Annotated in this window: 17 protein-coding genes, 1 tRNA gene and 1 pseudogene; 6 read left to right on the top strand and 13 right to left on the bottom strand. The window is 59.5% G+C overall.

Annotated features, from left to right (window positions below; all coding sequences use genetic code 11):
* The first annotated feature begins 85 nt into the window (after window positions 1-85).
* From AC4GYV_RS06830 to AC4GYV_RS06820, 3 genes are all read left to right on the top strand, one after another.
* Window positions 86-508 (top strand): hypothetical protein, encoded by a 423-nt coding sequence (locus AC4GYV_RS06830; RefSeq protein ID WP_491099898.1) that lies wholly within the window; start codon window positions 86-88, stop codon window positions 506-508.
* Between the two features lie 92 nt (window positions 509-600).
* Window positions 601-3,015 (top strand): nitric-oxide reductase large subunit, encoded by a 2,415-nt coding sequence (locus AC4GYV_RS06825; protein WP_491099897.1) that lies wholly within the window; start codon window positions 601-603, stop codon window positions 3,013-3,015.
* Between the two features lie 60 nt (window positions 3,016-3,075).
* Window positions 3,076-4,260, top strand: a complete 1,185-nt coding sequence (locus AC4GYV_RS06820; protein ID WP_491099896.1) for an NnrS family protein — start codon at window positions 3,076-3,078, stop codon at window positions 4,258-4,260.
* A gap of 280 nt (window positions 4,261-4,540) precedes the next feature.
* Here AC4GYV_RS06820 and AC4GYV_RS06815 read toward each other — a convergent pair whose 3' ends face one another.
* Window positions 4,541-5,632: a helix-turn-helix transcriptional regulator gene (locus AC4GYV_RS06815; RefSeq protein ID WP_491099895.1), complete on the bottom strand. Its 1,092-nt coding sequence runs from the start codon at window positions 5,630-5,632 to the stop codon at window positions 4,541-4,543.
* Between the two features lie 56 nt (window positions 5,633-5,688).
* Between AC4GYV_RS06815 and AC4GYV_RS06810 the strand changes: the two genes are divergently transcribed.
* Window positions 5,689-5,979 (top strand): hypothetical protein, encoded by a 291-nt coding sequence (locus tag AC4GYV_RS06810; protein WP_491099894.1) that lies wholly within the window; start codon window positions 5,689-5,691, stop codon window positions 5,977-5,979.
* Between the two features lie 783 nt (window positions 5,980-6,762).
* On the opposite strand, the gene AC4GYV_RS06805 is transcribed toward AC4GYV_RS06810, so the two are convergent.
* The 12 genes and pseudogenes from AC4GYV_RS06805 to folK all read right to left on the bottom strand — a co-directional run bounded on the left by AC4GYV_RS06805 (window position 6,763) and on the right by folK (window position 14,118).
* A complete protein-coding gene (locus AC4GYV_RS06805; protein WP_491099893.1) occupies window positions 6,763-7,398 on the bottom strand; it encodes a TMEM175 family protein in 636 nt (211 codons plus the stop codon).
* 61 nt (window positions 7,399-7,459) lie between these two features.
* Window positions 7,460-8,755, bottom strand: coding sequence for an epoxide hydrolase family protein (locus tag AC4GYV_RS06800; protein WP_491099892.1), 1,296 nt, complete (start codon window positions 8,753-8,755; stop codon window positions 7,460-7,462).
* A 256-nt stretch (window positions 8,756-9,011) separates the two neighbouring features.
* Complete coding sequence (locus AC4GYV_RS06795; RefSeq protein WP_491099891.1) at window positions 9,012-9,185, bottom strand: hypothetical protein; 174 nt, start codon at window positions 9,183-9,185, stop codon at window positions 9,012-9,014.
* Window positions 9,182-9,394: a hypothetical protein gene (locus AC4GYV_RS06790; RefSeq protein ID WP_491099890.1), complete on the bottom strand. Its 213-nt coding sequence runs from the start codon at window positions 9,392-9,394 to the stop codon at window positions 9,182-9,184. Before AC4GYV_RS06790 ends, AC4GYV_RS06795 begins: the two co-directional genes overlap by 4 nt.
* Window positions 9,387-9,521 (bottom strand): hypothetical protein, encoded by a 135-nt coding sequence (locus AC4GYV_RS06785; protein WP_491099889.1) that lies wholly within the window; start codon window positions 9,519-9,521, stop codon window positions 9,387-9,389. Before AC4GYV_RS06785 ends, AC4GYV_RS06790 begins: the two co-directional genes overlap by 8 nt.
* 300 nt (window positions 9,522-9,821) lie before the next feature.
* A pseudogene (locus AC4GYV_RS06780) lies at window positions 9,822-9,926 on the bottom strand (PEPxxWA-CTERM sorting domain-containing protein); the annotation flags it as partial.
* Window positions 9,927-10,012: 86 nt separating this feature from the next.
* Complete coding sequence (locus AC4GYV_RS06775; protein WP_491099888.1) at window positions 10,013-10,552, bottom strand: hypothetical protein; 540 nt, start codon at window positions 10,550-10,552, stop codon at window positions 10,013-10,015.
* 151 nt (window positions 10,553-10,703) lie between these two features.
* Window positions 10,704-11,204, bottom strand: coding sequence for a hypothetical protein (locus AC4GYV_RS06770; RefSeq protein ID WP_491099887.1), 501 nt, complete (start codon window positions 11,202-11,204; stop codon window positions 10,704-10,706).
* Window positions 11,205-11,386: 182 nt separating this feature from the next.
* The gene (locus AC4GYV_RS06765) at window positions 11,387-12,064 is read right to left on the bottom strand and encodes a CHRD domain-containing protein (RefSeq protein WP_491099886.1); all 678 of its coding nucleotides are present in this window, start codon (window positions 12,062-12,064) and stop codon (window positions 11,387-11,389) included.
* A 304-nt stretch (window positions 12,065-12,368) separates the two neighbouring features.
* On the bottom strand, window positions 12,369-13,229 hold the full coding sequence (locus tag AC4GYV_RS06760; protein WP_491099885.1) for a PEPxxWA-CTERM sorting domain-containing protein: 861 nt from the start codon (window positions 13,227-13,229) through the stop codon (window positions 12,369-12,371).
* Between the two features lie 305 nt (window positions 13,230-13,534).
* Window positions 13,535-13,610 (bottom strand) — tRNA-Lys (locus AC4GYV_RS06755).
* A 16-nt stretch (window positions 13,611-13,626) separates the two neighbouring features.
* Window positions 13,627-14,118 (bottom strand): 2-amino-4-hydroxy-6-hydroxymethyldihydropteridine diphosphokinase, encoded by a 492-nt coding sequence (gene folK, locus AC4GYV_RS06750; protein WP_491099884.1) that lies wholly within the window; start codon window positions 14,116-14,118, stop codon window positions 13,627-13,629.
* Between the two features lie 220 nt (window positions 14,119-14,338).
* Between folK and AC4GYV_RS06745 the strand changes: the two genes are divergently transcribed.
* Together AC4GYV_RS06745 and AC4GYV_RS06740 are read left to right on the top strand one after the other, a co-directional pair.
* Window positions 14,339-16,114 (top strand): pyrroloquinoline quinone-dependent dehydrogenase, encoded by a 1,776-nt coding sequence (locus AC4GYV_RS06745; protein ID WP_491099883.1) that lies wholly within the window; start codon window positions 14,339-14,341, stop codon window positions 16,112-16,114.
* Window positions 16,115-16,168: 54 nt separating this feature from the next.
* On the top strand, window positions 16,169-17,572 hold the full coding sequence (locus tag AC4GYV_RS06740; RefSeq protein WP_491099882.1) for a cytochrome ubiquinol oxidase subunit I: 1,404 nt from the start codon (window positions 16,169-16,171) through the stop codon (window positions 17,570-17,572).
* Window positions 17,573-17,574 lie beyond the last annotated feature (2 nt).

The raw sequence follows: 17,574 nt of genomic DNA, 5'->3' as shown, positions 1-17,574 counted from the left end.
GGCGACTATGGATCATTACGTATAGAGCAAAGCGCCGCTGGCGGGCCATCGAAGCTGCACCAACGCGAAACGATGGAGTCGGATGATGAGCGATCGCCTAACCCGGGAACAGCTGATTGCCCGCAACGAAGTGGTAGCCGCACCACAGCGTGCATGCCGGGATCAGAGCTTCGAGCTTCCGACGGGCATTTACATTGCAATGGCATTGATGTTCGCCGGCTTCGTTGCCGTGCTCGGTCTCGGCTTTCGAGGTGGTCACATGAGCGTCGTCTACGGCGTGATCTTCGCCTTTATCGGGGCGTTCTTCGCCGTCCCGGCGCTGTTTCCCCGGATGGTACCCAAAGAGAGCCGTAAGAAGGCGCTCAGCTGGTTTGCGTTTGGGCATCGCGGCATCGCGACTGCAACAGGACGCACAACTGCTCGCGACGCGACAATCCTCGTGCTTCTGTTGCCGTTCCTAATACTCTGCTTCGGGATCTCCGTAGCTGCGATCGCTGCGATGATCTGAGCAACTTGGCGAAAGGCATCATCCAATTGCTGATCTGACTCAAATTAGGTTAAGAACAACACGCTGTCGCGTGACAACTACGGGGGCCGAAAATGGCAACTCGCGCGGACAAATCAGAGCGTTTTGAATCAACGGCCGATCCAATTGGCAACGTCCTGAAATGGATATTGCTCGCGGTGGCGATCACCTGCTTTGGCCTACTTGGTTGGGCTACGGTCCTGACCTACGAGCAAGCCCCACCACACCCGAGAGTCTTCACCGATCGCTCGGGCAATGTGATCATGTCCGCCGAGGACATCATCGCGGGGAAGGGCGGCTTCCAGAAAGCCGACCTCATGGATTACGGCAGCATCTACGGCATGGGGTCCTATTTCGGTGAGGATTATACTGCCTCAACCTTGGTCCGGCTCGGAGTGCTCACTAAGCAGAGCCTCGCTAAAACTTCCGCGACGCCACCAGGCACAGCTGCGCCAGCCAATGCTTCACTTGCTGCAACCGGACCTGAGGGGAGCCCTCCGGAGCCGACCACGGCACCAGCAGCGTCGCCCGCTGATGCGGTAGCCAATGCGGCCGCCACGGCGACCATGCAAAAGCAGCTTCAGGGAATCGACCTGACTCAGCCGAACGTCATATTACCCGACGCGGTCGCGCAAGCAGTGCGGCAAGTACAGGCGGAACTCACGACCAAATTGAATACGAGCAATCTCTCCGCGGGCTGGGTTCCGGCTAGGAGTCTCGATCCCACGCTGCGCAAGCAAACCGCCGACTTCATCATCTATTCCGCAATCACCACCGTCGCTCGTCGACCGGACCACCCGAACGTTTCCTGGACTGAAAACTGGCCATACGAGCCGTCTGTCGGCAATACGCCCACCACCAACACCTTCCAGTGGACCTGGATCAGCTTCTGCTTCACCTTTTTTGCGATGGGGTTCGTGCTTTGGCTCTATCGAGCCTATCTCGAACACCCCGACGACGCGGCGAGAGAAACCGGCCTTGCGATCTATAGGGCATTGACGCCCAGCCAGGTTAAAACGGGCAAATACTTCGTTGTGGTCGCACTAGTGTTCCTGGCATCCCAGGGCGCGGGCGCTATCATGGCTCATTCCTATTACGACCGCGCGACTTTCTACGGCGTCCAACTCAACTACATCCTGCCGTTCAACTTTCTCAGGAGCTTTCACATCCAGGCGCCGATCATCTGGATCGGCCTGGGCTGGATTGCGAGTGGCCTTTTCATCGCGCCAGCTATTGCGGGTGGACGCGAGGCTAAAGGCCAAGGGTTCCTGGTCGACCTGCTCTTCTGGGTGTCGCTGTTCGTTGTAACCGCCGCGCTTGTCGGCAATTACCTTGGTATCCAGGGCGTGATCGATCGAGGCTGGTTCTGGTTCGGTAATCAGGGCCTTTCGTACATCCAGCTCGGACGCTTCTGGCAGATCCTGTTCTTCGTTGCGCTGCTTAGCTGGAGCGGGCTCATGTTTCGCGCACTCTGGCCGTCGAAGGATGTCTTGGTCGAAGCCACGCGACAATTCTGGACCGGCAAGATCCGCCTTGAACATTTGATTTGGGCCGCCACCATCAACGTCGCGGTCCTGTACGTCTTCGGTATGATTCCACTGACCGGAGTAGGGCATTCTTTCACCCTGACAGATTTTTGGCGTTGGTGGGTCGTCCACCTTTGGGTGGAGCAGTCGTTCGAGTTCTTCGCAGTGGCGATGAGCGCATATTTGCTGATGTCACTCGGGCTAGTGTCTCGAAAGCTTGCAGAGCGATCCGTCTACCTTGAGCTGATCCTGATCTTCCTCGGCGGTGTGCTTGGCACAGGACATCATCTTTATTGGGCGGGAGGTCCGAGCATGTGGGTTCCGCTCGGGTCCATGTTCTCGTTCATCGAAGTGTTGCCGCTCGTGCTGCTCATTCTCGAGGCGATTACACAGCACCGTCTCATTAAGGGTGCGGGTGCGACGTTCGATTATGGTCTCGCATATCTCTACATCCTTGGCTCGGCCTTCTGGAATTTCGTCGGAGCCGGCGTTTTCGGTGGTGGCACGCTCAACGCTCCGCTCGTCAATTATTACGAGCACGGGACCTTCCTGACGCTCAATCACGCTCACACCTCGCTGTTCGGTGCATTCGGGCTGCTTGCACTTGGCCTGATTTATTTCTGCCTGCGTTACCGCGCCGGACCTCACGCGGACTTCAATGAAGCGCCAGGGCGCATAGCATTCTGGTGCTACAATGCTGGCCTCGCGATGTGGATCTTTCTCCACTTCTTCCCGATCGGCTGGCCGCAGCTCAACGCGGTTTCTGAGCATGGCCTCGCGTGGGCGCGCAGCCAAACATTCTATGACCAGACTCGCTTCTGGCAGTGGATGCGTCTCCCGGGCGATGTCGTCTTCTCCGCTGGAGCACTGATCATGGGATGGGACTTCCTAATGAAGCTCGGCAAACCTCGGGGACAGAGGGCGGACTCAACCAGCCGCGCAGCCCCCGTTCCTGCGGAGTAAATGCAGGCTGGAGTTACGGTGACGGGCCCTGAGAGACGAAAGGTTACCCGGGGGGAGCAGATGCTTGCCCTGCGCAAGAGGCGGATGGCGGCGGCACCTCCGTTCCTCCGGGGTGGCTTTCGGCCGTTCTTTTTCGGCGCAGCGCTCTGGGCAGTGATTGCGATCGTACTCTGGCTTGCCGAGCTGTCTGGCAAGCTCAGTCTTCCCACCGGATTCAACCCCGTCGCCTGGCATCGTCATGAGATGCTCTTTGGGTTTGTAGGTGCGGCGGTTGCAGGCTTTCTCCTCACGGCCATACCAAACTGGACTGGAAGACTTCCTATCGCGGGGACGCCGCTCCTTTCGTTGTTCGGCTTGTGGGCGGCGGCGCGCGTGGCGGTTCTCTTTTCGCTTGCCATCGGACTATGGCCGGCAGCGATCTTCGACATCGGCCTTTTCGCGTCACTGGCGCTGCTCGCCGCAAGGGAGGTCATCGCCAGCAAGAACCGAAATGTTCCCATCGTAGCGCTTGTGCTGATGTTCGGTGTTGCTGACGCGGCCGACTATTTGGAGGTCAATGGTACCCTTTCCGGCGGCGTTGGATGGCGCGGCGCAATTGCCCTCGTGATCATCATGATCTCGCTGATCGGGGGCCGCATCATCCCGTCGTTCACGCGGAACTGGATGATGAAGAAGCGCCTGACGACTTTGCCCACACAGCCCCAGAGCCTCGATTTGCTCATCATCGCATCGACGGCTGCGGCAATGCTCTTCTGGATCACATTCCCAAATGACCATCTCACAGGATGGGTGCTCATTCTCGCGGCGGCCGGACAGGCGATCCGTCTCTCACGTTGGGGAGGCGTGCGCGCGTATGGAGATCCGTTGGTCTTAGTGCTTCACCTTGGCTACGTCTGGATCCCCGTCGGACTTTTGCTGCTCGGCCTTGGCTTTGCGGGCCTCGACATCCCGGAGAGTGCTGGAGTCCATGCTCTAACTGCCGGTGCAATGACGACGATGATCCTCGCGGTGATGACTCGTGCCAGTCTCGGCCACACGGCGCGCGAGCTAAAAGCGTCGCCGCTGACCGTTGCTGGATACGGTTGCGTTACCGTTGGGGCCGGACTGCGGGTCGCAGCCTCTATTCGGCTGGGCACCTACGCCGCAATGCTCGATAGCGCTGGTTTGTTATGGGGCGCCGCGCTCCTGCTGTTCCTCATCGTTTACACGCCAATTCTTTGGCGACCTCGGGTTGGCGAACAATGATGCGTTTGCGCGGGAAACCTAGCTCGTTTCGAACTTGAGGAATGTCTAACGTCAGCTTGGGTTGAAAGCAGACGTAAGCAGACAGGCCGCTAGCGGCCAAATGCTGTCGCTTCGCGAGTGGGAGTTTTGCGGGATCAGCGGTTCGACAGGTCGCCCCCGCTGTCGAACCGCCTACCTTCCGATGCGTAGCACCAGGCTGGGCAGTGTCGTCACCCAAACGGGTGATGCAGACTTAATCGCGTGCAACTCGGCTTACTCAAAGGCCGCGAACGGGATCGAATTACCGCGATCGCGGCCGAGTGTCACACCAAACGAGACACGAGCAGCGAAAGCTCAGATTGGCGATTGGTGGAGGTTTTCGAAAGCACCCGCTTGAGTGTGAGCGAACGGTCTCGCGAGATACATTGTACCTGCGCGCAATCTCTGACGGAGTAAGCCCCTCGGCCACGGCCCGCGCTACGCGAGCCTCGGCTGGTGTAAGGTCGAACAGAGCTGAAATGATGTTCGCATCCGGCAGCAGGTCGTTTCGTGCTCGCGAGATTACAGCGAAAATCGCAACGTCGCTGAACAGTTGCAGCGCATCGCGCGCCGCCGGCACGAGATTGAGAATTGCGCGACCGACTTTGCGCTCATCGCGCAACGGGATGGAGATCCCCGGGCCCTGTCTCGCGATGTTCTCGATAGCGTTGGCTAAGCGAGCGTCAGCGCTCGCATCATTCAGTTTCAACCGAGCCGGGCTGTCATGGATTAGCGAACCGAGGTGGCCCTGAAACTCACTGCTGGCCGCACGGAGTCGTCCATTCGCGTCGAGTAAGCCGATAGCACTTCCAACGGCGTTGAAGGCTTCCAGCAGGCTGTTTTGGCGCGCGGTCTCAACCTCGCTACTCAGCACTGCGGCCCGACACAGGTGAGGGCGCAGCCGATCGAGGAACGTGGTCGCGTCTCGGGAATGCTGATGGCTGGCAAAGCCCTCGATTGCGATCACCATCGCATCATCTCGCCCGCCTTGGATCAATGTGGCCGCCCCGGCCGAACAGCCGCGTGGGTTGAGGAACTCGGCATACATCGGCAGGGTTCTGAGCTCGTCGTTCGTGTGCAAGTCGCTATCAGTGAGAAACCCTGCATGATCTGCGCGCTGGAGAAGCCTCGAGACACGAGTGTTGTGCTCGTTCCAGCCCGCTCGGTCGAACTCGGCGGTGATCTCGGCGACGTCGGGTGATGATTGAAGGGTCAGCTGGCTGGCAGTGCTGCGGATTAGGTTGCCGCCCATTGCGCCCAATGCTTTCGAGATGCTCTGGAGCGCTTGCGGCCATTTCTGCGGGAAGGCGCCCGCTTCATAGATATCGCCGATGATCTCGTCCGTACTCGACAAGTGCGCCCCCACAGTCGTCCTTGATTGACGACTAGAGGTGAAGAAATTTCTGGCGAATGCAATTGTTTATCACCCGTTTGGGGCATGCGCTGACGGCACTCGTCGACGATAGGACAATCGACTCTGACAATCCATGTCCGCTGGCGGCTCACCGCTGGGTCAGCATTGATCGGGTTCAGTTACGCGGAGGCCACATGCGCCAGGAAACATTTGCCAGTGAAGCGGACAAATGCCGGAGCTTGGCACCTCGATATTCGGGTCGTCCTGAACAGCGGCTGCTCATCAATCTCGCTGCGGCCTTCGAGGAGCTCGCGCGGAAAGAGAATGGCGAACGTGGATTTAGCTAAAGGCTCTGAGTCCAGCAGCCGCGATTATTGAGACGAGCGATAGATACGAAAAGGGCAGCCTAGCTCCCACTACTAGGCCGCCCGTCTCACTTCCTCGCGACGAACAGGGGGGGCATTCATCGCTGGGGGTTACAGTCCCACACCGAGCATGGCGGGAGGTCGTGTTTGGTTATCGAGGTTACGCAACTCCAATGGAGCCCGCCCCCTCGGTGGGCGACAGCAAGGCGGGCGGGCTCACTCCACTCATCAGTGGGGGGTCGTCAATATCGCAGCTCAGGGTTAACCCTCAGTTTCGTGGAACCATCTTTTGTAACTTGAGTTACTAACCTTGTGCCGCCGCGTTTGCCCCGCTTTCGGCACACGAGCAGGGTGGGCGGTCAGGGCCTCCAGACCGCCCGCTTCCTAAGTAGCGGCTCTTGTCTCGAAAGCGTGTCGCGCAACTGTGGAACCGTCAGAACCGTACTTCCGCGAGCGAGCACGGACGGAGAGGTCGGTTGCAGGCGAAGCTCGCTCGGCCGAAAGTCGAAAGGTTCATCTCGAGCTGGCGTTTCGATATGTGAAAGCCGCAGAGGCGTTGTACGTCAGTACCCGCACAGAAACTATTGACGCGCCTTATCGTGAACCGAGCACCGAGCGGAGCAAAGGAGATCTGGGGCCGGCTCTCAGAAGTGCTTTTCCGCTGCCCGCCTCGGGCGAGTTCTCAGATCTGTTGAAAGTCATTGGTTAGGTACGGGAGCTAGCGGGCCGACGCGAATAATGTCCGCAATGGGTGGAAAGCTGACGTTAGCGATTGGATGGTTCGCTTTCGGCCCGAACGACCGGCAGGAAGAACAACGCCGGAAGAATGATGAGCAGTGCCCAGCTCAGCCTGACGTTGACGAATGCCAGCGGAATAGCTGCCGCATATGATCCAATCGCAATCCAGACTCTTCGGAACACGCGACGATGCAGCGCCCGGTGAAGCTCATTGGCACTCATTCGTGAGGCATGACGCCTAAGCAACGTCAGCGAGCCAGTGCACATCATTACGACAAAGGCATAAGCAGCAGTCGCCCTCGGCGAGGTCGGATGCAGACCGAAGAAGCGGGCCACGATCGGCACCATGGTGACCCAGAAGAGCACATGATTATTGAGCCATAGCGTAGCCCGGTTTCCGCTCGACAACGTGGAAACAAGATAATGATGGTTAGCCCACAAAATTCCGACAACGACAAAGGTCAGCACATAGATTGCGAGCAAGGTCGCGAATTGCTGGAAGGCCACTGCATCGTTGGCGAAGGCCAGACTGTCCGGAACGCGGACTTCAAGCACTATGATCGTGACAGCAACCGCGAACACGCCGTCCGAAAACCCCTCAATCCGTCGGCTGCTTGGCTGAAGTTCGAGCTGGTGCAGGTCAGTTTCGGATTTGCTGCTCACTTCATTTCTGCGGCAGCCTGGCGGCCCGGGTTTGCCCAAGCCGCCGTACCTCGACTGTCCTTCACCGCAGCGACCTAAAGCCCGCGCGGACCTCTTCTGAGAAGAGTTGCGGCTGTTCCCAAGCAGGGAAGTGTCCACCCTTCTCCGGCCGATTGTAATGAATCAGCCTCGGATAAGCCCTCTCTACCCAGGTCCGCGGCGCTTGACAGACCTCGTCAGGGAAGGCGCTGAACGCGACCGGGATGGCAACGTCCTTGGGCGCAAAGAACGCGAACTTGTTTTCCCAATAGATGCGCCCCGATGAGACCGCCGTGTTGGTCAGCCAGTAGAGCGTGACGTTGTCGAGGATGTCGTCCCGAGTGAGTCCCTCGCTCTGGCCATCGAAGACCCGCGCGATGAGTGCGTAGCTGCGCGCATCGTGGTCGAGGAGCCACGCCGCAAGCCCGATTGGGGAATCGCCCATTCCGTACAGCGTCTGTGGGCGGCTCGACATCTCTTGGGCGTAGGAGACCCCGTGCTTGTAGAAGAACTCCAGCTGGTCGCACGCGCGGCGTTCGTCAGCGGAGAGATCGGCGGGAAGCGGTTTGCCGCTTTGGATCGCCCCATCGATCTCCGGCGGGACCGTGAAAGGCCAGTTGAGGTGGATGCCGAGCAGTCCCGGAGGCGCCTGGGTCCCCATCACATCCGTGACCATCGCGCCCCAATCGCCGCCCTGTGCAACAAAGCTCGCGTATCCGAGGCGCTCCATGAGCACAGCCCAGGCGCGGGCGATGCGATCGGGACCCCAGCCTAAGTCGGTTGGGGACCCTGAGAAGCCGTAGCCCGGTAGCGACGGGATCACGACATCGAACGCGTCCGCGTCGGTTCCGCCGTGAGAGGTCGGATCGGTCAGCGGCTCGATGATCTTCAGCTGTTCGACTATCGATCCGGGCCAGCCGTGCGAGACGATCACCGGCATTGCGTTCGGATGCTTCGACTTCACATGGATGAAGTGGATGTCCACGCCATCGATGTTGGTGATGAAGTTCGGGTAGGCATTGATCTTCGCTTGCACCTTTCGCCAGTCGTGGTGGTTCAACCAATAATCGGCGAGCTTCTGGAGCGTCGCGAGCTGGACGCCTTGGGAAGCGTCATCGACCAGCTCTCGGCTGGGCCATCGCGTGGCCGCGATCCGCCGCTTCAGGTCAGCGAGATCTTCCTCCGAAGCACGGAAGCTGAATGGACGGATCGCTGGGTCGGTGGCCGACTGGCCTAGGATGATCGTATCTTTGGTCTCGGTTCCTGGCGGTGGAACCGGAACGGGTTGTGTCGGCGCAAGGGTATCAGCACCGCCGTCTGGCGATGTGGTTTCAGCCATGTTGGTGTCTCCTGGTCGGGGGTCGGAGAGACGCTTACGGCACGCGGAAACAAGGCCGTGAAGAATGCTGGTGAGCAACCGAGCGGGCGGCCCGCCCGGCGCTGTGCGCCTAAGGCATCGAGTCGGTCAATGGACCTTTGTCCTGTGTCAGCTTTGGGTCGAAAGCGGACATAAGCGGACCGTCCGCTAGCGGCCAAAAGCAGACAACAAACTGTCGGTAGTCGCGCGTCGGACAGACAGATTCGAGCTCGGGGCTTTAGAAGGTCAGGCTACCCGATCGAATAAGGAGCGCCGTTACCAAGAAGCTGCTGCACGACAGCGCCCAGGGGCTGGCCGCGATCCGCTTTAATCGAGCACAGACTGTGATCTTGCTGCCGGCCTGCGGATGACCATCTCGCTTGAGCTTCGACGTCGAGAAGAGCTGCATCATGCGAATAACTGGTGCGGAAAGAGCAGCTGATAGCCCGTGGTTATGATTGCAAAGGTCAGCAGGGTCGTGATCGCCATGATACCATAGACTTTGGCGGGCAGCCGATCGGGATTGCTCCTCGCGGCGGAGGGTGCACTTGCCTGTCCCATCAGCAGGCCGGCGAGCATATCCGTCGGCACGTCGACTTCCCTTTGGGTCACTCTATCCATGGATGACTCGCGCGGTCTCGAGCGTGCTCGCCTGCGCGGGGCCAACCGTCGCGCCTACAGTCAAAGCGCTCATCGTAAGCGCTGCCGAGATGGCGATGATGGAGCGTTTCACCGAAGATCCGAACATGTTCATGGTCCCTTTTCTTTGCGGTCCGCCTATCGCGGCCCTGCTCAAGTCTATTCACGGACCATGCCAACCACAGGAAACTGCCATTTTTGGCTCCGCGGCGCGTCGGGGCGTGCTTGGTCACACCAAGGTTTGGTAGGTTATGCCAATCCCAAACCTCTTGGCGCGGTCGCGGTCGACATCTCGTCCGCGGTTAGGACCGCTTTCGACCCATTCTTGCCATTTGAGAGGGCAATCGTCGCCTATTGCAGTCGCATCAGGTCTCCTGCCGCCCGAAGGTATTTTCGTGCGGAGATAGGCTTAGGCGAGGGCGAAAGCTGAACGCCGCCGGTGGCGCATGGAGATGCCAATTAGGCCGAAACCCACCAGCATCATGGCCCAAGTGGAAGACTCAGGCACCGCGCCGTTATCTGACGCGGTTGCCAGTCCCGCCACGTTGCCGCCTATTCCCGTTTCGAATGGGAGAATGTCGAGGGTACCCCCAGTGTCGGTCAGCAGCGAGGCGAGGTCCGGAAAGGTATAGAGGCTGAGCTGGCCGAATTGATCGCCGGACTCGAAAGCGAGGCGAGGTCCGGAAAGGTATAGAGGCTGAGCTGGCCGAATTGATCGCCGGACTCGAACAGGATGCGAGGCACGCCATTGTCGATGTCAAACCCGCCCACGTCGTACCCTATGCCGGTACTGAATGGGAGAATGTCGAGGGTACCCCCAGTGTCGGTCAGCAGCGAGGCGAGGTCCGGAAAGGTATAGAGGCTGAGCTGGCCGAATTGATCGCCGGACTCGAACAGGATGCGAGGCACGCCATTGTCGATGTCAAACCCACCAACGTCGTATCCAATGCCGGTGTTGAACGGCAATAACGTCGCCGTGCCGCCGGTGTCGGTCAGCATCGAGTTCACGTCCGGGTAGGACAGCAAAGAAAGTTGACCGAACTGATCGCCTGACTCGAACATGACGTACACTTGCCCGCTGGCAGGCATGGCCATCCACATGGCCAGGACGGCAGCAAGTGCACGCACGAGACGACCCATGATGCAAACCTCTCAGATTAAAAATCTGTTAACATTTCTCGCTGGGAGGGGTCAATGTTGAGCGTCCTAGACCAGAAGCCGCGACGACCAGCCAGTCAGTGTAGAGTCAGCTTTCCACACAAAGCGGACGTTACGGATTTCGGCACTAGTCTCAGCTGGTGCCGCGATTGTCTATGATCGGGTCCGCTGGCGGTCCGCTGTCGAAGTTCAGCTGGTAATTCAGAGTGACGGCGTCCCCCTGGTTTAGATCGTAGAAGATGAGTTGCTTCCCGTTCTTGGTGACAATTGGACCAAGGACCTGGGTCGAATTGATGCCTGACTGCGGGCTGGATTTCGATCCCACCCAGACGTCTAGCCCGCCCGGATCCTTGAACCTCGCATTGGTTGGACCCTGGATGTCCACTGTGAACTGCGTAGGCCCAACGTCCAAATCGACAGAAGTATGGAAGTCGGCCGGCTTCTTCTCACCGCCACCGGGCAGCTTCACTCTCCACCCATCCGTCGCATTCTTCCAAACGAGGTGAATCTGCTGTTCTGGTCCCGGCTTGTGTGGATTGCCGTCGCCAAGCCCCGGCTTGCGGTGACCGCATCCGGCAAGGATCAGCGTAACGGCGCAGACTGTCGCAAACCCTTTCACGGTAACGCGATTCATCTACTTTCTCCCCCAGTTCATCCTCGTGAGACCGGCTCGCGTTTCAAGCGAGCCTCCCGTCACCGATGCGCAGCCTTGAGCAACGATAACCCACTCGATTGAGACGATGGCTGAGCGTCTGCGCATCGGAGGAACGTCGATACGTTGGAGCAATGAGAGTAGGCCGCGTTTCGACAGCATCGTCAGCTGACGAGCGTGCGGCGCACAGATTTCCCGACGATGTTTTGACGCCGCAGAGCCAACCCGATGGCTGTGAATCCCATCAACAGCATCCCCCAGGTCGCCGGTTCGGGGACGGGCGGAGGTGCTAAAATCTGCCCGCGAATTTCGCCCCCGCCGAACTGCACGGTGTGAAAGTTGATATAGGTCAAGCCGGCGAGGATGTTCTGGACTTGCAAAGTTAGGTTGGTGCCGTTGTTTCCCTCGGGCGCGTCCCAAATTGACGAAAAGGTCCCTCCTACGCCTGTAGCGAACGGGGTTACGACCAGCTGATCAGGATTGATGTCGTTATCCGGGCTTCCATAGAAGCCCCAGATGACGGGCCCATTGGATCCCGGCGCCGCGGGACCGTGGATATGAGCTACCGTCAAATTGTCATTCGGGTCCGCGGTCTGAGCGCCGGTTACATCAATGTTGAAAATCGTAGCTGTGAAACTCAATTGCGTCATTGCACTGTTGAGGACGAAAGTCGCCGTTCCGTACGATGCTGGCCGTGGATCTCCGGTCGAAGTCGTGGGGATCACAAGCGGACCGTTCTGGTCATTCGTTAGGTTCGCCGTGAGTGTGGTCTGCGAAGCTGCGGGATTGGACAAAGCAAGAAGTGCAATCGCTGCCGCTGGTGCCAGGTTCAGTGCCCTCATTGTGAGTCTCCTGCCCTCGTTGAATCTCTCACCCCCGGAACGGACTCACAGCGATCTTATCGCGAGCCGCTACTCGAATTAACAGCATCTTAACGAACCGCTCATCGGGGTAGAAGTTCCACAAATGCGACAGTGCTTTTGCGAGCGTGCGGGCTATATCTTGCTCCGGCACCACGTGCGGTCGCCCAATTTCACCGGGCGCAACGATGTCGCGCTAACGAAATCCGCCTCCACGTCGACTAGAGCGCAGATTTGCATCCGGCTTAATAGTTCGCTTCGGATCGAAAGGCGACGTCGCGAACACCTAGCGGGCGGAGCTTTTCATTTGGAAGGGGCGCCGGTTTCTACCTCGCCTCAGAGCAAAGCCCGTAACGCCGAAAGCAACCAGCATGAGCATCCAAGTTGCCGGTTCCGGGACGCCAGACCCATCCAGGCTAAATGCCGCATTGAAGGGACCCTGATGCGTGATGTCGGCCCCAACTCTGAGCCAATCCGGGGCGAGATCACCATCACGTATCCAAGTCTGAAGATCGTCAGGTGCCCCCAAAAGGCGAGGTGCAGACAGCCAAAGGAAATTACCGCTGGCAAGTTGGACCTGCGGTACGAAGAAGTAATGACCCGCGAGCAAATCGACGGGCGTCAGGAAACTGAACGTGAATTGTGTCTCCTGCCCTTCGACCGGGCCTTCGCCACCCGTGAACTGATTTGGAACAGGGTTGATTCCGTTGACGACGCTATTCAGCGCCGTGAAGTCCGGATTGATCGTCGATACCGCGAACGAGAGGTCCCCTGAGGTCGCGTCTCTGGTTACGAATGCGACGTCGGAGGGCGAATTGGTTCGCGTCGGAACTTGCCCCGATTCTGGAACGGTCGAGTCTAACGGAAAGACTCGGTAAATCTCTACGACGACGTTCTGGATGTTCGACGCATTCGTGTTAGCCGGAAGCAATCCGGTGAAGGATCCTCCGCTCAGAATGGTTTCCTGAGAGAGCAGGAAATCGTCCGCCGTTTCGATCTCAACGACTGGCCCAGACACCGAAGCGGTGGCGATTAGGCCATCGGGGCTGCCAGTGGTGAAGTGGAAATCGTCCCCACATGCCGGCGAAGAACCCGCCAAGCAGGCGGCAGATGCAAACAGCGCGAAGCCCAACCGGAAATGCAGCATTCCGTGTCTCCTCGGTGTGCCGATCGAGTTAACACGGATTGCATACAACAATTGGCCATCGTGGGCGAGGGGTTAGCGGGGCAGCGAGTTAATGCCCCGGTCGAAACGTCTGCTTTGGGTCGAAAACGGAAATAAGCGGTCGGTCCGCTAGCCGCCAATTCCTTCCGCTCCGATCGACAACGAATGTCCATGATCGTGCAGGCGGATCGAATCATCGCAGGCGAAAATAATTGGTGCGATACCTAAGACATTACCTATTGGCTTGGGCGCACAATTGCTAAAGGTATCTAAGCCATTGAGAACGCTGGTGAGCCCAGCTGGATTCGAACCAGCGACCTACTGATTAAAAGTCAGTTGCTCTACCGACTGAGCTATGGGCCCGACCAGCCCGGCCCCGTTACCTGCGAGGGCGGCGGTGGGCAAGGCGCTGTGCGAGATGATGAGCTGTCAGGTTGCCGCGGATGCGCCAGCCCGGTGCGATGGCCGCTAGCGGCTGAAGAACGAAGCTGCGCTTGTCGAGATGCGGGTGAGGAACGGTCAGCTTCCTCGAGCTGAACTGCCCGCCGCTCCATAGGACGAGATCGAGATCTAGCACACGCGGCCCCCAGCGTTTCCCTGGGCGCCTTCCGAATTCGCGTTCGAGTTGCTTGAGCCGGCAAAGCATTTCCGACGGATCGAGATCGCTTTCGACCAGCGCGACGCTGTTGCCGAAGTCGCGACCCGCGCCGCCGTGCGCCGGGTTGAGAACGATCGGTGCGGCGTCGAACAATCCAAAATCCTCATCGAGCCGGGCAATCGCGGCCTCGACCACAGCGGCAGGACGGCCAAATCGGCCATGGGGCCGGTTCGAGCCTATCGCGACGGCGTACAGGTGGGTCCCGTGGTTCACGCCTGCTCGCCTAGGCAATGCTCGTGCCCTTCGCCACCCCGACCAAGCCCTCCGTCCGGAACAGCCGTAAAACCAAATCCGGGTTTTCACTCATGGAACTGCAGTAAGAAGAAATGAAGAAGGCCGGAAATTCTCGGCCTGAAGCCCGTAAGCGTCTCTTCGCCTTCGCCGCCGGCCCGACCGATTGCCGATCTCGCCACTGTCGCAAGGTAGGACGCACATGAAACATCCGTATCTCGTCACCACAGCGGCGGTCGTCGGTGTGGTGGGTATTGCTGTTGCCGCGTGGGTAGGCACTCACTTTCTTCAGACAGAGTTGTTCGCGGGACGGGTGTTGAACGACTGGAAGGCGAGGGGAGCGCCGGCCGGGGAACTCGTCACCCAGATGAACCCCGCGTGGAAGCCCGCAGCACTGGTCCAGCCGGCCAGCGCTCCAATGCTGCCCGCAATGCAGGGCGATTGGGGCAGCTACAACAAGACAGTGACGTCCGAGCGTTTCTCCGACCTGGCGGAGATCAACACCGGAAATGTCGCTCGCATGAAGGTACTCTGCACCTACGACACGAAGAGCCGCACAAGCTTCCAGCCAGGCTTGATCATGGTCAATGGCGCCCTGATCGGGACTACCTATTTCGACACGTTCTCTATCGATCCGGCCACGTGCAAAGAGAATTGGCGAGTGCATGAGAATGTGCCGCCGAGCTTGCTCAATAACAACCGCGGCGTCGCGTACGAAACCGGGCGCCTCTTCCGCGGGGCGGCCGACGGCAAGGTCCATGCCTATGATGAAAAGACGGGCAAGGCCTTGTGGGAAACGCAGATCGCCGATCCGAAGAAGGCCGAGGTTCTTCCGGCGGCACCGATCGCCTGGAACGGCCTGATTTTCCAGGGTGTGGCCGGCGGCGACTTCAAAGGCGTCAAGGGGCGCGTGTACGCGCTCGACGCCGCGACGGGGAAGATCGTTTGGGAATTCTACCTGATCCCCAAGCAGCCCGGGGATCCAACACGCGGCCCACAGGGTCCGTCTCCGCTCGATACGTCGACATGGCATAATCCTCCGGGAATCCCGATCAGCGGCGGCGGCAACTGGACCTCGACCAGCCTGGATCCGGCGACCGGCGAGTTATTCGTGCCTGTCGGCAATCCAGCGCCCGATTTCGCCCTTGGCCTGCGCGACGGGGACAATTTCTATACCGGGTCCATTGTGGTGCTCGATGCGCGCACTGGCGCTTACAAGCATCATTTCCCGCTTGCCCCCAGAGACTTCCATGACTGGGACGCCTCAAATCCTCCGGCTCTGATCCATACTGCCGGGGGCAAGGACCTGATGGTTGTCTCGCCCAAGGACGGTCATCTCTACGGCTTCGATCGAGGCTCAAACCAGCTTCTGTATCGCACACCCGTGACGAAGATCGAGAATGTCGAGCAGCCGTTCGCGGTGGGTAAAGCCGTCCACTTCTGCCCGGGTGGCGCAGGCGGAAGCGAGTGGAACGGCGCAGGTTACGACCCACGAACGAACCTGGTCGTCGTTGGTACGGTCCAATGGTGCGACACGGTCCAGCTCGCAAGCGACAAGAAGATCACCGACGTCAAGGACGCTGCGGTGTGGACGGGCAACGACATGTTGAACCCGGCAAACTTGTTCGGACGGTTCGCGCGAGCGGATGGCCATTGGGCCGGGTGGGTGCATGGAGTTGATGCCGATACCGGCGTTTGGAAGTGGCGGGTGCGGTCCAACTATCCCGTCCTCTCCGGTATTACTCCTACAGCCGGAGGCCTCGTTTTTTTCGGAGACGTAGGCGGCAACTTCTATGCACTCGACGCCAGCACTGGCCAGAAGCTCTGGGGCCAAAAGGTCGGGGGTGCAATCGGAGGCGGCGTAATCACCTACACCGCTGGAGGTGCCCAGAAGGTTGCCGTCGCGGCTGGCCTCACCTCCGCCGCCTGGCCGGTGAAATCTGAGACGGCCAAGGTCATCGTTCTCGGCCTGCGATGATTGTCATGATCGTAAGCGTGAACCACCGCGCCGCACGAGGTCAGGAGATCTAACATGGCCTTCGATCCTGTCTTCCTGTCGCGCATCCAGTTCGGCTTCCTGATCACCTTTCACATCATCTTCCCGGCCTTCACCATCGGGTTAGCGGCGTGGCTGGCGATGATCGAGGGCGCGCGGCTCGTCACCGGCAAGGAGATTTACCGCCGCGTCTTCGACTTCTGGCTGAAGGTCTTCGCGCTGTCCTTCGGCATGGGCGTGGTAACGGGTATCGTAATGGCTTTCCAGTTCGGCACGAACTGGGGAGTCCTCGCGGAGAAGACCGGGCCGATCCAGGGGCCGCTGCTGGGCTACGAGGCTTTCACCGCCTTCATGCTCGAAGCCACGTTCTTCGGCGTGCTACTGCTCGGGCGGGACCGGGTCCGGCCTGGTATATATTTCCTGGCCTGTTGCATGGTCTCGCTCGGGACCCTTTTCTCGTCCTTCTGGATCCTCGCCAACAACAGCTGGATGCAGGTTCCGGTCGGGCACCACGTCGTCAACGGCAGGATCGAGCCGGCGAATTGGCAGCACATCGTGCTGGGGCCGGTGATGATGGTCCGCTGGCCCCACATGCTGCTCGCCGCGCTTCTGACGACGTCGATGTGCGTCGCCGCTGCCGGCGCCTGGTACACGTTGCGGAACAACCATCGCGATGAAGCGCGGGTCATGCTGAACTGGGGCCTGGCGGCTGCTGCGTTGCTGATCCCGGTGCAGCTGCTTTTCGGTCACCTGACTGGCGAATATGTGCTCAAGCACCAGCCCGCGAAGTTCGCGGCGATTGAGGCGCGTTGGCACAACGAGCAGCCGGCATCCGAAACGCTCATCGCATGGCCGGATGAGAAGCAGGAACGAAACCTCTACTCAATCTCCATCCCGAAGCTCGGGAGCTTCATCGCATCCGGCAACTTCACCGCCGCTGAAACCGGCCTCGAAAGCTTTCCCAAAGAAGATCGGCCACCCGTGGTCATCCCGTTCTGGGGCTTCCGAATCATGGTTGGCATGGGGCTGCTGATGCTTGCAGTGTCCTGGTTCGGCAACTTGCTGCGTTTGCTAGGACGCCTGGAAAGCACGCGCTGGTTCCTCTGGATCACGTTCCTGTCGTTTCCGACAGGCTTCATTGCGATCCTTTGCGGCTGGTACACTGCAGAGGTCGGACGGCAACCGTGGGTCGTCTACGGACTGCTGAGAACGAAGGACGCGGTAACGCCGTCACTCCAGACCCATGATGTGCTGTTTTCGCTGCTTGGGTCGGCAGCGGTTTACTCGATCTTCGTCGGCTTCGGGACTTACTACATCTACAAGCTGCTGCGGCGTGGGCCAGGAACTCATGCCGAGGCCATCACGAACGCCACCCCCAGCCGTCCGCTGGCTTTTGCCGACACCGAGGCCACCGCGACCGGCAGCCAGGCGAAAGGATGACA

It is taken from the genome of Sphingomonas sp. SP4, from assembly GCF_058313375.1.
Note: the sequence above shows the minus strand (reverse complement) of the source record. Positions and strands in the feature narration are given on the sequence as shown.